At 63.1% G+C, this 15,158-nt stretch carries 17 protein-coding genes; 14 read left to right on the forward strand and 3 right to left on the reverse strand.

The window, feature by feature from the left end:
• Window positions 1-67: 67 nt before the first annotated feature.
• The 4 genes from pgeF to AC1DXU_RS04570 all read left to right on the forward strand — a co-directional run bounded on the left by pgeF (window position 68) and on the right by AC1DXU_RS04570 (window position 3,771).
• Window positions 68-862 carry a peptidoglycan editing factor PgeF gene (pgeF, locus tag AC1DXU_RS04555; RefSeq protein ID WP_477364877.1) on the forward strand — a complete coding sequence of 265 codons (795 nt, stop codon included), beginning with the start codon at window positions 68-70 and terminating at the stop codon, window positions 860-862.
• Window positions 862-2,013 (forward strand): M24 family metallopeptidase, encoded by a 1,152-nt coding sequence (locus AC1DXU_RS04560; protein ID WP_477364881.1) that lies wholly within the window; start codon window positions 862-864, stop codon window positions 2,011-2,013. The genes pgeF and AC1DXU_RS04560 overlap by 1 nt, the downstream gene beginning before the upstream one ends.
• A 63-nt stretch (window positions 2,014-2,076) precedes the next feature.
• Window positions 2,077-2,676, forward strand: coding sequence for a hypothetical protein (locus AC1DXU_RS04565; protein WP_477364884.1), 600 nt, complete (start codon window positions 2,077-2,079; stop codon window positions 2,674-2,676).
• Window positions 2,677-2,835: 159 nt separating this feature from the next.
• A complete protein-coding gene (locus AC1DXU_RS04570; RefSeq protein WP_477245476.1) occupies window positions 2,836-3,771 on the forward strand; it encodes a ribose-phosphate pyrophosphokinase in 936 nt (311 codons plus the stop codon).
• Here the strand turns inward: AC1DXU_RS04570 and AC1DXU_RS04575 are convergent.
• Window positions 3,768-4,652 carry an AraC family transcriptional regulator gene (locus AC1DXU_RS04575; RefSeq protein WP_477364887.1) on the reverse strand — a complete coding sequence of 295 codons (885 nt, stop codon included), beginning with the start codon at window positions 4,650-4,652 and terminating at the stop codon, window positions 3,768-3,770. The two genes, AC1DXU_RS04570 and AC1DXU_RS04575, sit on opposite strands and share 4 nt — an antisense overlap.
• A gap of 181 nt (window positions 4,653-4,833) precedes the next feature.
• On the opposite strand from AC1DXU_RS04575, the gene AC1DXU_RS04580 reads away from it, so the two are divergent.
• The gene (locus tag AC1DXU_RS04580) at window positions 4,834-6,078 is read left to right on the forward strand and encodes an MFS transporter (protein WP_477364890.1); all 1,245 of its coding nucleotides are present in this window, start codon (window positions 4,834-4,836) and stop codon (window positions 6,076-6,078) included.
• Between the two features lie 143 nt (window positions 6,079-6,221).
• The gene (locus tag AC1DXU_RS04585) at window positions 6,222-7,136 is read left to right on the forward strand and encodes an alpha/beta fold hydrolase (RefSeq protein WP_477364893.1); all 915 of its coding nucleotides are present in this window, start codon (window positions 6,222-6,224) and stop codon (window positions 7,134-7,136) included.
• Window positions 7,137-7,212: 76 nt separating this feature from the next.
• Here AC1DXU_RS04585 and AC1DXU_RS04590 read toward each other — a convergent pair whose 3' ends face one another.
• Window positions 7,213-8,055, reverse strand: coding sequence for an alpha/beta fold hydrolase (locus tag AC1DXU_RS04590; RefSeq protein WP_477364896.1), 843 nt, complete (start codon window positions 8,053-8,055; stop codon window positions 7,213-7,215).
• A gap of 152 nt (window positions 8,056-8,207) precedes the next feature.
• Between AC1DXU_RS04590 and AC1DXU_RS04595 the strand changes: the two genes are divergently transcribed.
• The 8 genes from AC1DXU_RS04595 (at window position 8,208) to AC1DXU_RS04630 (ending at window position 14,379) form a co-directional block, all read left to right on the forward strand.
• Window positions 8,208-8,639: a MarR family winged helix-turn-helix transcriptional regulator gene (locus AC1DXU_RS04595; RefSeq protein WP_477364899.1), complete on the forward strand. Its 432-nt coding sequence runs from the start codon at window positions 8,208-8,210 to the stop codon at window positions 8,637-8,639.
• A 186-nt stretch (window positions 8,640-8,825) separates the two neighbouring features.
• Window positions 8,826-9,449, forward strand: a complete 624-nt coding sequence (locus tag AC1DXU_RS04600; protein WP_477364902.1) for a VOC family protein — start codon at window positions 8,826-8,828, stop codon at window positions 9,447-9,449.
• A 233-nt stretch (window positions 9,450-9,682) separates the two neighbouring features.
• Complete coding sequence (locus tag AC1DXU_RS04605) at window positions 9,683-10,327, forward strand: 50S ribosomal protein L25/general stress protein Ctc (RefSeq protein WP_477312937.1); 645 nt, start codon at window positions 9,683-9,685, stop codon at window positions 10,325-10,327.
• A 22-nt stretch (window positions 10,328-10,349) separates the two neighbouring features.
• The gene (gene pth / locus AC1DXU_RS04610) at window positions 10,350-11,090 is read left to right on the forward strand and encodes an aminoacyl-tRNA hydrolase (protein ID WP_477364905.1); all 741 of its coding nucleotides are present in this window, start codon (window positions 10,350-10,352) and stop codon (window positions 11,088-11,090) included.
• 95 nt (window positions 11,091-11,185) lie between these two features.
• On the forward strand, window positions 11,186-12,289 hold the full coding sequence (ychF, locus tag AC1DXU_RS04615; protein ID WP_477272807.1) for a redox-regulated ATPase YchF: 1,104 nt from the start codon (window positions 11,186-11,188) through the stop codon (window positions 12,287-12,289).
• Window positions 12,290-12,372: 83 nt separating this feature from the next.
• The gene (gene corA / locus AC1DXU_RS04620; protein ID WP_477312941.1) at window positions 12,373-13,347 is read left to right on the forward strand and encodes a magnesium/cobalt transporter CorA; all 975 of its coding nucleotides are present in this window, start codon (window positions 12,373-12,375) and stop codon (window positions 13,345-13,347) included.
• A gap of 103 nt (window positions 13,348-13,450) precedes the next feature.
• The gene (locus tag AC1DXU_RS04625) at window positions 13,451-13,912 is read left to right on the forward strand and encodes a MaoC family dehydratase (RefSeq protein WP_477364908.1); all 462 of its coding nucleotides are present in this window, start codon (window positions 13,451-13,453) and stop codon (window positions 13,910-13,912) included.
• Window positions 13,909-14,379 carry a MaoC family dehydratase gene (locus AC1DXU_RS04630; protein ID WP_477364911.1) on the forward strand — a complete coding sequence of 157 codons (471 nt, stop codon included), beginning with the start codon at window positions 13,909-13,911 and terminating at the stop codon, window positions 14,377-14,379. The genes AC1DXU_RS04625 and AC1DXU_RS04630 overlap by 4 nt, the downstream gene beginning before the upstream one ends.
• A gap of 161 nt (window positions 14,380-14,540) precedes the next feature.
• Here the strand turns inward: AC1DXU_RS04630 and AC1DXU_RS04635 are convergent, their stop codons facing one another.
• The gene (locus tag AC1DXU_RS04635; protein ID WP_477364914.1) at window positions 14,541-15,086 is read right to left on the reverse strand and encodes an adenine phosphoribosyltransferase; all 546 of its coding nucleotides are present in this window, start codon (window positions 15,084-15,086) and stop codon (window positions 14,541-14,543) included.
• Window positions 15,087-15,158: the final 72 nt, after the last annotated feature.

Consider the following 15,158-nt stretch of genomic DNA (forward strand, 5'->3'; position numbering starts at 1 on the left):
GCTCCTGTCCGGCACTCGCCTTGAACTTCGCCTTGACGAAATCGCCGCCGCGGACAACAACCCGTCCATGCTGAATCAGACCAAGCCGGATCCCGTTCGGTCGCCCTTGCTGGAGAATGCGCGCGCGCAAGGCATCCGTCACGGCTATTTCACCCGTGTTGGCGGCGTCTCCAGCGGCATCTATCAGGGTCTTAACATCGGCACCGGCTCGAATGACGACCAGACGCTGGTCGCCGAGAACCGCCGCCGTGTCGCCGACTGGATGGGCGTTCCGGCAAACCATTTGCTGACCGCTCACCAGATCCATTCACCGGATGTCATCATCGCCCGCGAGCCCTTTGCCGGCGAGCGGCCCAAGGCCGACGCCGTCGTCACCGACCGGCCTGGTATCGCCGTCGGCGCCTCGACAGCCGATTGCGGACCAATCCTGTTTGCGGATGCCGAAGCGCGCATCATCGGCGCGGCGCATGCCGGCTGGAAGGGTGCTTTGTCAGGTGTGCTTGAAAACACCATTGCCGCGATGGAAGGCCTCGGCGCCCGCCGCGAGCGCATTGTCGCCGTGCTCGGCCCCTCCATCGGTCCTGAGAACTATGAAGTGGGGCCGGAATTCGTCGCTCGCTTTGTCGAGGCCGATGCCGGCAACATCAACTATTTCACACCCTCGGCAACTCCCGGCCATGCGATGTTCGACCTCAACCTCTACACGGTCGACCGGCTCAACAGGGCCGGCGTAACCGCAGAGGGCCTCGGCCGCTGTACTTATGCCGAGGAAGACCTTTTTTACTCCTACCGGCGCACCACGCACCGGAAGGAAGCGGACTATGGGCGACAGGTTTCGGCAATCGTTTTGGAGAAAGAGTGATGGCGCTGCATTTCGAACGGCCGGAATTTGACGCGCGGCGCGATCGGCTGATGATCGAACTCGCCGAGAAGAAGCTCGATGCCGTGCTGCTGTTTGCGCAGGAAAGCATGTACTGGCTGACCGGCTACGACACGTTCGGTTTCTGCTTCTTCCAGTGTCTGGTGGTGAAGGCCGACGGGTCGATGGTGCTGCTCACCCGCTCGGCCGATCTGCGCCAGGCGCGCCACACCTCGATCATCGACAACATCGTGCTGTGGACCGACCGCGACGGTGCCAATCCAGCGGTCGACCTGCGCAATTTGCTCAATGAACTCGGCCTGCTCGGCGCCCGCATCGGCGTCGAATACGACACGCACGGCCTGACTGCCTTTAATGGCCGGCGCCTCGATGAACAGTTGCAGACCTTCGGCCAGATCGCCGACGCTTCCGGCATTGTCGGCCGGCTGCGGCTGTTCAAGAGCCCGGCCGAAATCGCCAAGGCGGAGAAGGCTGCAAACCTTTCCGACGACGCGCTGGATGCGGCCCTGCCGCTGATCAAGCAGGGCGGCGACGAAGCCTTGATCCTCGCCGCCATGCAGGGCGCGATCTTTGCCGGCGGCGGCGACTATCCGGCCAACGAATTCATCATCGGCTCCGGCATCGACGCGCTTTTGTGCCGCTACAAGGCCGGCCGCCGCAAACTCACCAAGAACGACCAGCTGACGCTCGAATGGGCCGGCGTCTTCCATCACTATCACGCGCCGATGATGCGCACCGTGCTGACCGGCAAGGTGTCGAAGCGTCACCAGGAGCTTTTCGATGCCGCCCGCGCTGCAATTCTTGCCGTCGAAAAGGCGATGACGCCGGGCAACACCTTTGGCGACGTCTTCGATGCCCATGCCCGCACGCTCGAAGCCCACAACCTGACCAAGCACCGGCTGAACGCTTGCGGCTATTCGGTCGGCGCCCGCTTCACGCCGTCCTGGATGGACATGCCGATGTTCTATCAGGGCAATCCCGAGCCGATCGCTCCCAACATGACGCTGTTTGCCCACATGATCATCATGGACTCCGAAACGGAGACGGCGATGACCCTTGGCCGCACCTATCTGACCACCGAATCGCAGCCGAAGCCGCTTTCGCGCCATGATCTCGACTTGATCGTACAGTGAATCCATAATGGCAGGAATGCGGAGGGCGTTCATCAGGTTCAGCGCCAAGGAGTTTTCAGGCAAATGAGACGATCGCATGTGACGACCGTGTCATTGCTCGCCGCACTGGCGCTGGCTGCTTGCACCAATGCCAAGGACGTCCTCGAGCCTTCAGCCATCGCTCCGCCAACGACCTTGACACAGACTGTGCCGGCGGCACCGGGCAGTGCTGCAGCCGCCACTCCGGCGCCTTCGTCGCCCGCCACTGCTGCTCCTAGCCCAACCACACCGACCCAGAGTGCGGCCATTCTGTCGAAGACGCGGCTGCAGGTGGCGCCGATTGTCGGCGCCTCGGTCGAAGCCGCAACGCCATTGACGGCGGAGCTTCAGACGCGCGCCAAGCAACGCGGCATCACCCTTGCCGGCAGCGCCGATCAGACCGCCACGCATGTGCTGAAGGGCTATTTCTCGACGATGACGGAAGGCACGGACACCACCGTCATCTACGTCTGGGACGTCTACGACCCCGCAGGCAACCGGCTGCACCGCATCAACGGCCAGCAGAAAGCACCCTCGGTCAATGGCGGCGAAGGCTGGGCGGCGGTCGCGCCGGCAACCATGCAGGCGATCGCCGACCAGACGATCGACCAGTTCGCCGCATGGCTTGGTGGCGCCGCCGGCTGATCGGCGTGTTGCCCGCTTTCGTCAGTGTTGACGTTTTTGAGATTAGCCGGCGGATTCCCGATCACGAGGCTTGCAATACCGGCGCGGCCCGCTAAAAGCCCGGTTAAGAGGCTCATGAGAGTCAGTTAGGGCCTCTCCATCCTTCACCAGGAACGGTGCATGAAGCTCTTCGCGGGCAATTCCAACAGGGTGCTGGCCGAAGCGGTCGCCCGCTACCTCAATGTACCGCTGGGCAAAGCCAGCGTCAGGCGCTTCGCCGATCAGGAAATCTTCGTCGAAATCCAGGAAAACGTGCGCGGCGAGGATGTCTTCATCCTGCAGTCCACCTCATTCCCGACCAACGATCACCTGATGGAACTGCTCATCATGATCGATGCCTTCATGCGCTCGTCGGCCAAGCGCATCACCGCAGTGATCCCCTATTTCGGCTATGCCAGGCAGGATCGCCGTGCCTCCGGCCGCACGCCGATCTCGGCCAAGCTGGTCGCCAACATGATCACGCGAGCCGGCGTCGACCGCGTGCTGACGCTCGATCTCCATGCCGGCCAGATCCAGGGCTTTTTCGACATCCCGACCGACAATCTGTTCTCCGTGCCGGTCATGGCCCGCGACGTGAAGGCCAAATACAAGCAGCTTGCCAATGTCGTCGTCGTCTCGCCCGATATTGGCGGCGTGGTGCGCGCCCGCGCGCTGGCCAAGCGCTTCGATGCGCAACTCGCCATCGTCGACAAGCGCCGCGAGCGCCCGGGCGAGTCGGAAGTCATGAACATCATCGGCGCCGTCGCCGGCAAGGATTGCCTGCTGATCGACGATATCGTCGATTCGGGCGGCACGCTGTGCAACGCCGCCGACGCGCTGCTCGCCAATGGCGCCACCAGCGTCACCGCCTACATCACCCACGGCGTGCTGTCCGGCGGCGCCTGCGCCCGTATCGCCGGCTCGAAGCTGCAGGAACTGGTGATCACCGATTCCATCCAGCCGACGCAAGCCGTGCTCGACGCCCACAACATCCGCGTCATCTCCATCGCCGACCTGATGGGCGAAGCGATCTCGCGCACCGCGACCGAAGAATCCGTCTCCAGCCTGTTCGATTAAGGCGCGGCACTCTCCGGTCGAACTGGGCCGGCTATCCGCCGCGTCCCCTCCCCGCTATCGCGGGCGCCGCGCATATAGCCGCGCGGTGACGCGCCCAGCATGCGCTTGAACATGGTGATGAAGGCCGGCACGCTGTCATAGCCGAGATCGAGCGCCACCCTGGTGATCGGCTCGCCGTCGGCCAGCCGCGGCAGGGCCGCGAACAGACAGGCCTGCTGGCGCCATGTCGACAGCGACAATCCGGTCTGACGATGGAAGGCGCGGGTGAAGGAGCGGCGGCTCATGCCGACGATGTCGGCCCACTCGTCGATCGTCGCATGCGGCGAAGGTGCCGCGACGAAGCGCCGGCACAGTGCGGCCAGCTTTGGATCGGACGGAAATGGCAGACCGAGCGGCCGTTCCGGCAGGTTCGGGATCTCATGCAGCAGAAGGTTCATGATCAGCCCGCCGCGGCCCTCCAGCTCGGCGCCTTGCGGCAGCTTTTCCGATTCCACGATCAGGCTGTGCATCAAATCGGTGATGCCGACGACACGCAAACTATCCGGCAGCCCGGCAATCGCTTCCGGCATCACGTAGACCGAGCGCATCGAGACATCGCCCAGCATCTCGACGGAATGCTCGATGCCGGCCGGGATCCACATGGCGTGATCGGGGGGCACCATCCAGCGTCCATGCCGCGTCGTCACCAGCACGACGCCGACCAGCGCATGCAGCAGCTGGCTGCGGCTGTGATGGTGTTGCGGCACATGGTAACCGTCCGGATATTCGGTCGGCAACGCCACCGCCGGCCCGACAGCCTGCTCCAGCCACTGCCAGCGACTCTGATGCAGTCGGCTAAGCTCGGCGGCGTCGCCTCTGAAGATTTCCCTGCCATGCGGCATCGGCTATGGCCCACTTGCGAAACTATTGGACCAAACCACGAAAGAAGTCGCCTCGCAAGCGGCTTATAAGGCAACCATCCCCCAAGGCGCTTCAGACGAGCGTCCTTAAGGCGGTCCGCAGGAGCGGCCGCCAAGCCTGCCTGCGGGTAAAGCACCCGCCAAAAAGACCTCGGAGCCTGCCTTGACCGATACGACAGCCACCAGCATTGCGCCGCCAGCCCGCGCCAGCCTCCCTTCAGCCCAGGCGACCGCCTTCACCGTCATTCTTGCGGTGAGCTTTTGCCATGGCATCAACGACATCATGCAGTCGCTGCTGCCGGCGATCTATCCGCTGCTGAAAGAGAATTACGGACTGGATTTCTGGCAGATCGGTCTTTTGACCTTCACCTTCCAGGTAACGGCGTCGCTGCTGCAGCCGATCATCGGCATGATCACCGACAAGCGGCCAATGCCCTATTCCCTGCCCTACGGCATGGCGTCCTCGCTGATCGGCCTGGTCGTGCTCGCTTACGCCGGCCACTATGCCCTGCTTCTGGTCGGCGCCTCGCTGATCGGCATCGGCTCGGCGATCTTCCATCCGGAATCCTCGCGCATTGCCCGTTTCGCCTCCGGCGGTCGCTTTGGCCTGGCGCAATCGCTGTTCCAGGTCGGTGGCAATTTCGGCCAGTCCATGGGACCGCTGCTCGCCGCCTTCATCGTCGTGCCCTTCGGGCAGACGAGCATTTCCTGGTTCGCCGTCGGCTCGCTGATCGGCATCATCGTTCTGTCGCGGGTCGGCGGCTGGTACAGCCGGATGCGCGCCGCGCAGGGCAACCGCAAGGCGGCAAGCTTCGTCTCGCCCTTCCCGCGCCGCAAGGTGATGGGAGCGCTGGCGGTGCTGACCTTGCTGGTGCTGACCAAGAACGCCTACATCGCCTCGCTCTCCAGCTACTACACCTTCTATTCCATCCATAAGTTCGGCGTTTCGGTGCAGATGAGCCAGGTCATGCTGTTCCTGTTCCTCGGCGCCTCGGCGCTCGGCATCCTGCTCGGCGGCCCGTTCGGCGACCGTTACGGCCAGAAGGCGATGATCTGGTTCTCGATCGTCGGCGTGCTGCCGTTCACACTCGCCCTGCCCTACGCCAACTTCGAATGGACGATGGTGCTGACGGTGCTGATCGGCTTGATCCTGTCGTCGGCCTTCTCCAACATCGTGGTCTTCGCGCAGGAGCTGGTACCGGGGCGTGTCGGCACCATCGCCGGCATCTTCTTCGGCTTTGCCTTCGGCATGGGCGGCATTGCAGCTGCCGTGCTCGGCGTCGTCGCCGACATGAAGGGCATCGATTTCGTCTTCCAGATCTGCTCGTATCTGCCGCTGCTTGGCCTGCTGACGGTCTTCCTGCCCAACATGAAGGAAGCCAGGAAAGCGCAGGTCGCCGCCGGCTAGAAATCAGATCATCTTCTAGGTTTGACACGAGGGCGCGGCATTTGCTGCGCCCTTTTTTTCTTTCACCATACGCCGGGTGAAAAGCCTGCTACGAGATAGTTATCGCTGAAGGCTTGGGGCCTCCGACGTCTCTGGAGAATGATATGCGCAAGATCGTGTTGGCCGTGTTGGGTGTGCTTCTCGTTACCGTGCCGGCCATGGCACGCATCGTTCCCTTTCCCCCGGGTTTCAAGACGCAGTCCGTCGAAACCAACGGCACCAAACTCTATGTGCGCGTCGGCGGAAAGGGTCCCGCGGTCGTGCTGTTGCACGGCTTTGCCGATACCGGAGACATGTGGGGCGCGGCGGCGGTGGCGCTTGCGAAGGACCACACCGTCATCGTGCCGGACCTGCGCGGCATGGGGCTCTCTGCCCACCCGGAAGCGGGCTACACCAAGAAGAACCAGGCCGTCGACATCGCCGGCGTGTTGGATGCCCTGAAGATCGACAAGGCCGACCTGGTCACCCACGATATCGGCAACATGGTCGGCTATGCGCTTGCCGCGCAATATCCCAAACGCATCACCAAATGGGTCATCATCGATGCGCCGCTGCCCGGCATCGGCGACTGGGAAAAGATCAAGCAAAGCCCGCTGCTTTGGCACTTCAACTTCCGCGGCCCGGATATGGAGCGGCTGGTCGCAGGGCGTGAGCGCATCTATCTCGACCGCTTCTACAACGAGCTGTCGGCCGACCCCAAGAAGATCGATGAGGCAACGCGCAAGCACTACGCCAAACTCTACGCCCGCCCGCATGCGATGCATGACGCTTTCGAGCAGTTCAAGGCCTTTGACCAGGACGCGATCGACAACCAGGCGATGCTCGCCGCCGGCGGCAAACTGACCATGCCGGTGTTGGCTGTTAGCGGCGAAAAATCCGCCGGCACCACGCAGGCCGATACCTTGCGGCTTGTCGCGACCGATGTCACGGGCGGTATCGTGCCCGCCTCCGGTCACTGGATCATGGAGGAAAATCCCGACGCCACCGTCAAGCTGATCACGGGCTTTCTCGGCAAATAGGTCCCGCGGACATTTCGATGAAAGCACAAGGCACCCGCCTGACGGCGGGTGCCTTGCCTGTTCCAGGTGGACGGTATCAGGCCTTGATGAAAGCCAAAAGGTCGGCGTTGATGACGTCGGCATGGGTCGTGGCCATGCCATGCGGGAAGCCCTTGTAGACCTTGAGCTCGCCCTTCTTGAGCAGCTTGACCGCCAGCAGCGCTGAGTCGGCGATCGGGACGATCTGGTCGTCGTCGCCATGCATGACCAGCACCGGCACGTCGATCGCCTTCAGGTCTTCGGTGAAGTCGGTTTCCGAGAACGCCTTGATGCAATCATAATGCGCCTTGGTGCCACCCATCATGCCCTGGCGCCACCAATTCTCGACGACCGCCTGCGAGACGTTGGCGCCGGGACGGTTGAAGCCGTAGAACGGACCGGCGGCAACATCGTGGAAGAACTGGGCGCGGTTGGCGGCCTGGGCGGCGCGGAAACCGTCGAAGACCTCGATCGGCAGGCCGCCGGGATTGGCCGCCGTCTTCAGCATGATCGGCGGCACCGCACCGAGCAACGCCGCCTTGGCGACACGGCCACCCGAGCCATACTTCGCGACATAGCGGGCTACTTCACCGCCGCCCGTCGAATGGCCGACATGGATGGCGCCCTTGAGGTCGAGATGCGCCACCAGTTCCGCGACATCGGCGGCGTAAGTGTCCATCTCGTTGCCGGTATCGGTCTGGGTCGAGCGGCCATGGCCGCGCCGGTCATGGGCGATGACGCGGTAGCCCTTCGACAGGAAGAACAGCATCTGGGCGTCCCAGTCGTCGCTGCTTAGCGGCCAGCCATGATGGAAGACGATGGGCTGACCGGTTCCCCAATCCTTGTAGAAAATCTCGGTGCCGTCCTTGGTGGTGATCGTGCTGCTGCCGGGCTTGGTCATCTCAATCTCCATTTATTGTTTTCGCGATAATAAATGCTGCGATAACAATATGTCTAGCGCAGATCGAAACCCTTGTCTACAGAAAATATATATCGCGATATCATTTTTCGTGGTACATATCTGAAATGCTCAGTCGGCAAAAGGAATGCGCCGTGCCTCTCCCGTTGGACAATCAGCTCTGTTTCACGCTCTATGCCACCAGCATGGCGATCAACCGCACCTACAAGCCGATGCTGGACGAAATGGGGATCACCTACCCGCAATATCTCGTGCTGAACGCGCTCGCCGAGGCCGACGGCATGTCGGTCGGCAGCATCGCGCACAGGCTCGCTTTGGAATCGAGCACGATCACGCCGCTGGTCAAGCGCATGGAACAGGCAGGGCTCGTCACCCGTCAGCGCAGCCAGACCGATGAGCGCCAGGTGCAGGTCGACCTGACCCCTGCCGGCCGCGCCCTGCTCGTCCAGTGCAACTGCCTCAACGAAACCCTGATCGAGCGCTCGGGCATGACGCTGCCTCAGCTCGATGCGCTGAACCGGCAGATCCAGACGCTGCGCGACGCGCTGAGCGGCAATCAGGAATAGCCCCGCCCTTGCCGGCCATGGCTTGCACGTCCGCCTTCCGCTCGGCCTGCTGACGGCGTTCTTGCCGAACATGAAGCAAGCTCGAAAGGTGGAAGCCGGCGCTGCGTGAAAGCCTGAGCGGGCGGTTTACCGCCCGCTCCTGAACGCGGTATCAACGCTCCGGGCGGAAAACCAAGGAGGTTGATCATGAGCAGTACTCAGACAGGCGTCGCCATGAAGTTCGAGGCCGCCGTCATCCCTGTTTCGGACGTCGATCGGGCCAAGCGTTTCTACGGCGGCCTGGGTTGGCGGCTGGACGCCGACTTCCCCGTCGGCGACACGTTTCGGGTGGTGCAGTTCACGCCTCCGGGCTCACCGGCTTCGATCCATTTCGGCACCGGCCTGACGCCAGCCGCGCCTGGTTCGGCGCAGGGACTTTATCTCATTGTGTCCGATATCGAAGCCGCGCGCGCCGAGCTGGTGGCGCGCGGCGCCAATCCCGGCGAAGTCTTCCACCGGGCGGGCCCCGGACAGCCGCCGCTCGGCGGCAGGGATCCCGAGGGACGCAGCTACTCCTCGTTCACCTCGTTCAAGGATCCGGACGGCAATGGCTGGCTGTTGCAAGAAATCACGGCACGATTGCCCGGACGGGTGGACGCAGGCGACACAACATTCACCTCGTCGACCGAGCTTGCAGCCGCGCTCCGGCGTGCGGCGGCCGCGCATGGCGAGCACGAGAAGCGCACCGGCGGACAACGCGATGAGAACTGGCCCGACTGGTACGCCGAATATATGGTAGCCGAACAGGCCGGCAAGCCGCTGCCGACCTGAGCGGCGGCTGCGACGCCTTTGGCTTGCACCTCCGGCCGCCTTCCGCTATAGAGCCGCCACCCGCGTAGACACCCTTGGAGGCAACGCGGCGGAAGGCCGCCTTCCCGCATGATCCCGAAAAGTGGATTCCGGTTTTCGGACCAGATCATGCATGGGTATGTCGGCTTTCGACGTTTACGGTCCAGGCGCATTGCCCGCCGCGAACGCTCCAGAACAAACCGAAAGGAAATGCCATGAGCCACGACACTTACGAGCTCAAGGCCGAAGCACGCGAACAGGTCGGTAAGGGGTCCGCCCGTGCAGTTCGCCGCAACGGTAAAGTGCCTGCAGTAATCTACGGTGACAAGCAGCCTCCCCTGGCTATCGCGCTCACCTACAAGGACATCTACTACAAGATCCATGGCGGCGGGTTTCTGACCACGATCGCCACGATCGATGTCGACGGCAAGAAGATCCAGGTCCTGCCGAAGGACTTCCAGCTCGACCCGGTCAAGGATTTCCCTGTCCATGTCGACTTCCTGCGCATCGGCAAGGACACCGAAGTCAATGTCGACGTGCCGGTCCACTTCATCAATGAAGACAAGTCGCCCGGTATCAAGCGCGGCGGCGTGCTCAACATCGTGCGTCACGAAGTCGAGTTCCACTGCCCGGCCAATGCGATCCCGGAATTCATCACCGTCGATCTCACCGGCGCCGACATCGGCGATTCGATCCACATCTCGGCAGTCACCCTGCCGGCCGGCGTCAAGCCGGTCATCTCCGACCGCGACTTCACCATCGCGACCATTGCCGGCTCGTCGGCGATGAAGCCGGAGGTCGAAGAGACGGCTGAAGCGGCAGCACCTGAAGCGGCGACCCCCGCCGCCGAAGAGAAGTAATTATTCCGGCCCGGAGCTGACGATGCTTGTATTTGCAGGCCTCGGCAATCCGGGCGCGAAATACGCTGATAACCGGCACAATGTCGGCTTCATGGCGGCGGACGCAATTGCCCGCCGCCATTCCTTTTCGCCCTGGTCGAAGAAATTCCAGGGCCTGATCGCCGAGGGCACGCTTGCCGGCGAAAAAATCATCCTGATCAAGCCGCAGACCTTCATGAACCTGTCGGGACAGGCGGTCGGCGAAGCGCTGCGCTTCTACAAGCTCGGCCCTTCGGCGCTCACTGTCTTCTATGACGAGATCGACCTTGCCGCCGGCAAATTGCGGGTCAAGATCGGCGGCGGTTCCGGCGGCCACAACGGCATCCGCTCGCTCGACCAGCATGTCGGCAAGGATTATCGCCGTGTGCGCATCGGCGTCGGCCATCCCGGCGTCAAGGAAATGGTGCACGGCCATGTGCTTGGCGACTTCGCCAAGGCCGATCGCGAATGGTTGGACGTGCTGCTCGACGCTATCGCCGACGATGCCGGACTGCTGGCCAAGGGCGACGACAATTCCTTCATGAACCGGGTGACGCTGGCCTTGCGCGACAGGCTGACGCCGACCGGCGACGACGACCGCCCACCACCCAAGGCGCCAAAGGCCCAGGGCCCAAAAGCGCAAAGCCATGTCCGCCAGGCGCGGCCGCAGCAGCCGGCCGTCAAGCTGCCCGAGACCGGCCCGATGGCCGCCATGCTGAAGAAGCTGTTCGGTGGCAAGGACTGAGTGTGGCACGGATCACGGCTCAAGGGCTTGACGTTGATCACCCCTATCGCCCATAGCCCTGATCAAAATTAGATTTCCCGATAGGACCGGACAAAATGGGTTTCAAATGCGGCATCGTTGGCTTGCCCAACGTCGGCAAGTCGACGCTTTTCAACGCGCTGACCAGGACGGCGGCGGCGCAGGCCGCCAACTATCCGTTCTGCACCATCGAACCGAACACCGGCGAGGTGGCGGTGCCCGACCCGCGCCTGCAGAAGATCGCTTCGGTCGCCAAGTCGAAGGAGATCATTCCGACCCGCATCTCCTTCGTCGACATTGCCGGGCTGGTGCGCGGCGCCTCCAAGGGCGAAGGCCTGGGCAACCAGTTCCTCGCCAACATCCGCGAGGTCGACGCCATCGTCCATGTGCTGCGCTGCTTCGAGGATGACGACATCACCCATGTCGAGGGCCGCATCGACCCCGTCGCCGACGCCGAGACCGTCGAAACCGAGCTGATGCTCGCCGATCTCGACAGCCTCGAGCGCCGCATCGTGCAGATCCGCAAGCGCGCCGGCAGCAAGGACAAGGAAGCCACCACCGTTTTGCCGATGATGGAGGCAGCGCTCGAGCTGCTGCAGGCCGGCAAGCCGACCCGCATCCTGCTCAAGGGCATCTCGGCGGAAGATCTGCGCATCCTGCAGGGGCTGAACCTTCTGACCTCGCATCCCGTGCTCTATGTCTGCAATGTCGCCGAGGCCGACGCCGCCACCGGCAACGAGCACACCAGGGCCGTGGAAAAGATGGCCACCGCGCAGGGCGCCGGCACCGTGGTGATCTCGGCCGCGATCGAGGCCGAAGTCGCACAGCTCTCGGACGAGGAAGAGATGGAGTTCCTGTCCTCGCTCGGCCTCGACGAACCTGGCCTGAACAAGGTCATCCGCGCCGGCTACGACCTGTTGCATCTCATCACCTACTTCACCGCCGGGCCGAAGGAGACGCGCGCCTGGACCATCCACAAGGGCGACAAGGCTCCGCAGGCGGCCGGCGTCATCCACACCGATTTCGAGCGTGGCTTCATCCGCGCCCAGACCATCGCCTACAACGACTATGTGACGCTGGGTGGCGAAGTGGCGGCCAAGGAAGCCGGCAAGGCCCGCGACGAAGGCAAGGAATATGTCGTCCAGGACGGCGACGTGCTGCTGTTCAAGTTCAACACCTGATCTTGCGGGCAGCCCGCCCTCGTGGCGGCGCTCCAGGGTAACGCGAATTTCGGATTCGCCACACGAGCAAGGGAGAGCCGGCGATGATCAAGGCCTTCGTCGTGGACAATGATCGCCTGCGCGTTACCGACGATCTCGTGGCAAATGGCGACAGCGTCGTCTGGGCAGATCTCTTCAATCCGACCAAGGAGGAAGAGGCTGCCATCGAGAGCTGGCTTGGCGTTGCCATTCCGACGCGCGAGGAGATGGAGGAGATCGAGATCTCGAGCCGCCTCTATGTCGAGGACGGCGCCTACTTCATGACCGCCACGCTGCCCGCCCAGACCGAGGCCGACGATCCCCTGATGTCGCCGGTCACCTTCGTGCTCGCCGGCTCGAGGCTGATCACTGTGCGCTATCATGAACCCAAGGCCTTCAAGACCTTTCCGCTGCGCGCCGAAAAGGTGGCGACCGGCTGCACCAGCGGCGACACCATCCTGATCGGCCTGCTGGAAGCGATCGTCGACCGCCTCGCGGACATTCTGGAACGCGCCGGCCGCGACGTCGAGGCGATCTCGCGCGACATCTTCGAGGCGCGGTCGACCAAGGTTTCCAAGCGCAACCGCGATTTCCAGGAGCTGCTGAAGGCCATCGGGCGCAAGGAAGACCTTGCGTCTTCGATCCGCGACAGCCTGATCTCGCTGCAGCGCCTGGCCGGCTTCCTCGCCCATGCCTCGACCCAGATCAAGATGAGCAAGGACATCCGCGCCCGCATCAAGACCTTGTCGCGCGACGTGCTGTCGCTCGCCGACCACGCCACCTTCCTGTCGCAGAAGATCTCGTTCCTGCTCGACGCGACGCTCGGCATGATCTCGATCGAACAGAACGCCATCATCAAGATCTTCTCGGTCGCCGCCGTCATCTTCCTGCCGCCGACGCTGGTCGCCTCGATCTACGGCATGAATTTCGACATCATCCCCGAGCTCAAATGGCAGCTCGGCTATCCCTTCGCCATCGGCCTAATGATCTTGTCGGCGATCCTGCCCTTCTGGTATTTCCGCCGCCGCGGCTGGCTCTGAGCAAGGCTTGGATCACCAGAAATCGCTTGACCAAACGCCGTCAGGCCTGCATCCGGGATGCCCGATCCTTAGCGATCGTACAATCTTGAACCGGATTCGGATGATGACCGGAAAGACCTGGGCCTACGAGGATTTCACCGAGGGCGCGTCGCTCGACCTCGGCAGGAAGCTGGTAAGTGCGGCCGAGATCATCGAATTCGCGCAGGAATTCGATGCGCAGCCGATGCATCTCGACGAGGCCGCGGGCAAGGCAAGCCTGCTTGGCGGGCTGGCGGCTTCCGGCTGGCATACCTGCGCGATGTTCATGCGCATGCTGTGCGACGCCTTCCTGCTCGACTCGACCTCGCAAGGGGCGCCCGGCGTCGACCAGGTCAAATGGAAGAAGCCTGTGCTGGCCGGCGACACGCTCACCGGCAACGCCACAGTGCTTGCCAAGCGCATTTCCAGATCGAAGCCGCAGATAGGCCTGATCACCATGCGCAGCGAACTGTTCAACCAGCGCGGCGAGAGCGTCTTCGAATTCGAGAACACCTGCATGTTCCTGACCCGTGAGGCCAGCGCATGACGCTGGACGACTATTTCTGCATCGGTGTCACCGTCACGCTCGGTTCGCATAGATTCGAACCCGAGGCGATCAAGGCGTTCGCCCGCAAATACGATCCGCAGGTCTTTCATGTCGACGAGGAAGCGGCAAAGAACAGCGTCCTTGGCGGCCTCTGCGCCTCGGGCTGGCACACCGCAGCCACCTGGATGAAATACAATCTCGAAACCCGCATGGATGCCGAAGGCATCCACTGGACCGGCCCCGGCCCGTTGCCCGAATTCGGCCCCTCGCCCGGCTTCAAGAACCTGAAATGGCTGAAGCCTGTCTATGCCGGTGAAACCGTCACCTTCAGCCGCACCGCACTTTCCCATCGCCCCATTGCCTCGCGCCCCGGCTGGCGGATGCTGGCGCTGCGCGCGGAAGCCTTCGGTTCGACCGGCGACAAGGTGCTGGAGTTTGAGAGCGCGGTGCTGGTGAAGGCAGGGTGAGTTTCTTCCTTCTCCCCGTTCACGGGGAGAAGGTGCCCGAAAGGCGGATGAGGGGCGGCACCAACGTAGCGTCTTATCCTCGACCGCCGCACTTACCCCTCACCCTGCTCCGCTCGCTTCGCTCCCTTCCCTCTCCCCGTAAACGGGGCGAGGGAGAAGAGCTAATGCCCTTCAAACCCAATCAGCGTCCGCACCGGCACCCCGAGCGCCTCCAGCTTGGCACGCCCGCCGAGGTCCGGCAGGTCGATGACAAAGCAGGCGGCAAGGATGTCGGCGCCGATCTGCCTGAGCAGCCTCACCGCCGCCTCCGCCGTGCCGCCGGTGGCGATCAGATCGTCGACGAGGATCACCTTCTCGCCCGGCGCGACGCCGTCCTTGTGCATCTCCATTTCGTCCAGCCCGTATTCCAGGCTGTAGGCGACGCGCACCGTCTCGTAGGGCAGCTTGCCCTTCTTGCGGATCGGCACGAAGCCGGCCGAAAGCTGGTGGGCGACAGCGCCGCCCAGGATGAAGCCACGTGCCTCAATGCCGGCGATCTTGTCGATCTTCTGGCCGGCATAGGGATGCACCAACTCGTCGATGGCGCGGCGGAAGGCCCGCGCATTGCCGAGCAATGTGGTGATGTCACGAAACAGGATACCGGGCTTCGGATAATCGGGAATGGTGCGGATCGCGGCAAGCAGCGTGTCTTCAAGGGACGATTTCATCAGGCGGCTCTCCGGGGATTGGTCGTCCAGATTCGGCAGTAGGACGTCAAAGGGATTTGGCCGATCGTAACC

This window comes from Mesorhizobium sp. P3_A10 (genome assembly GCF_056403175.1).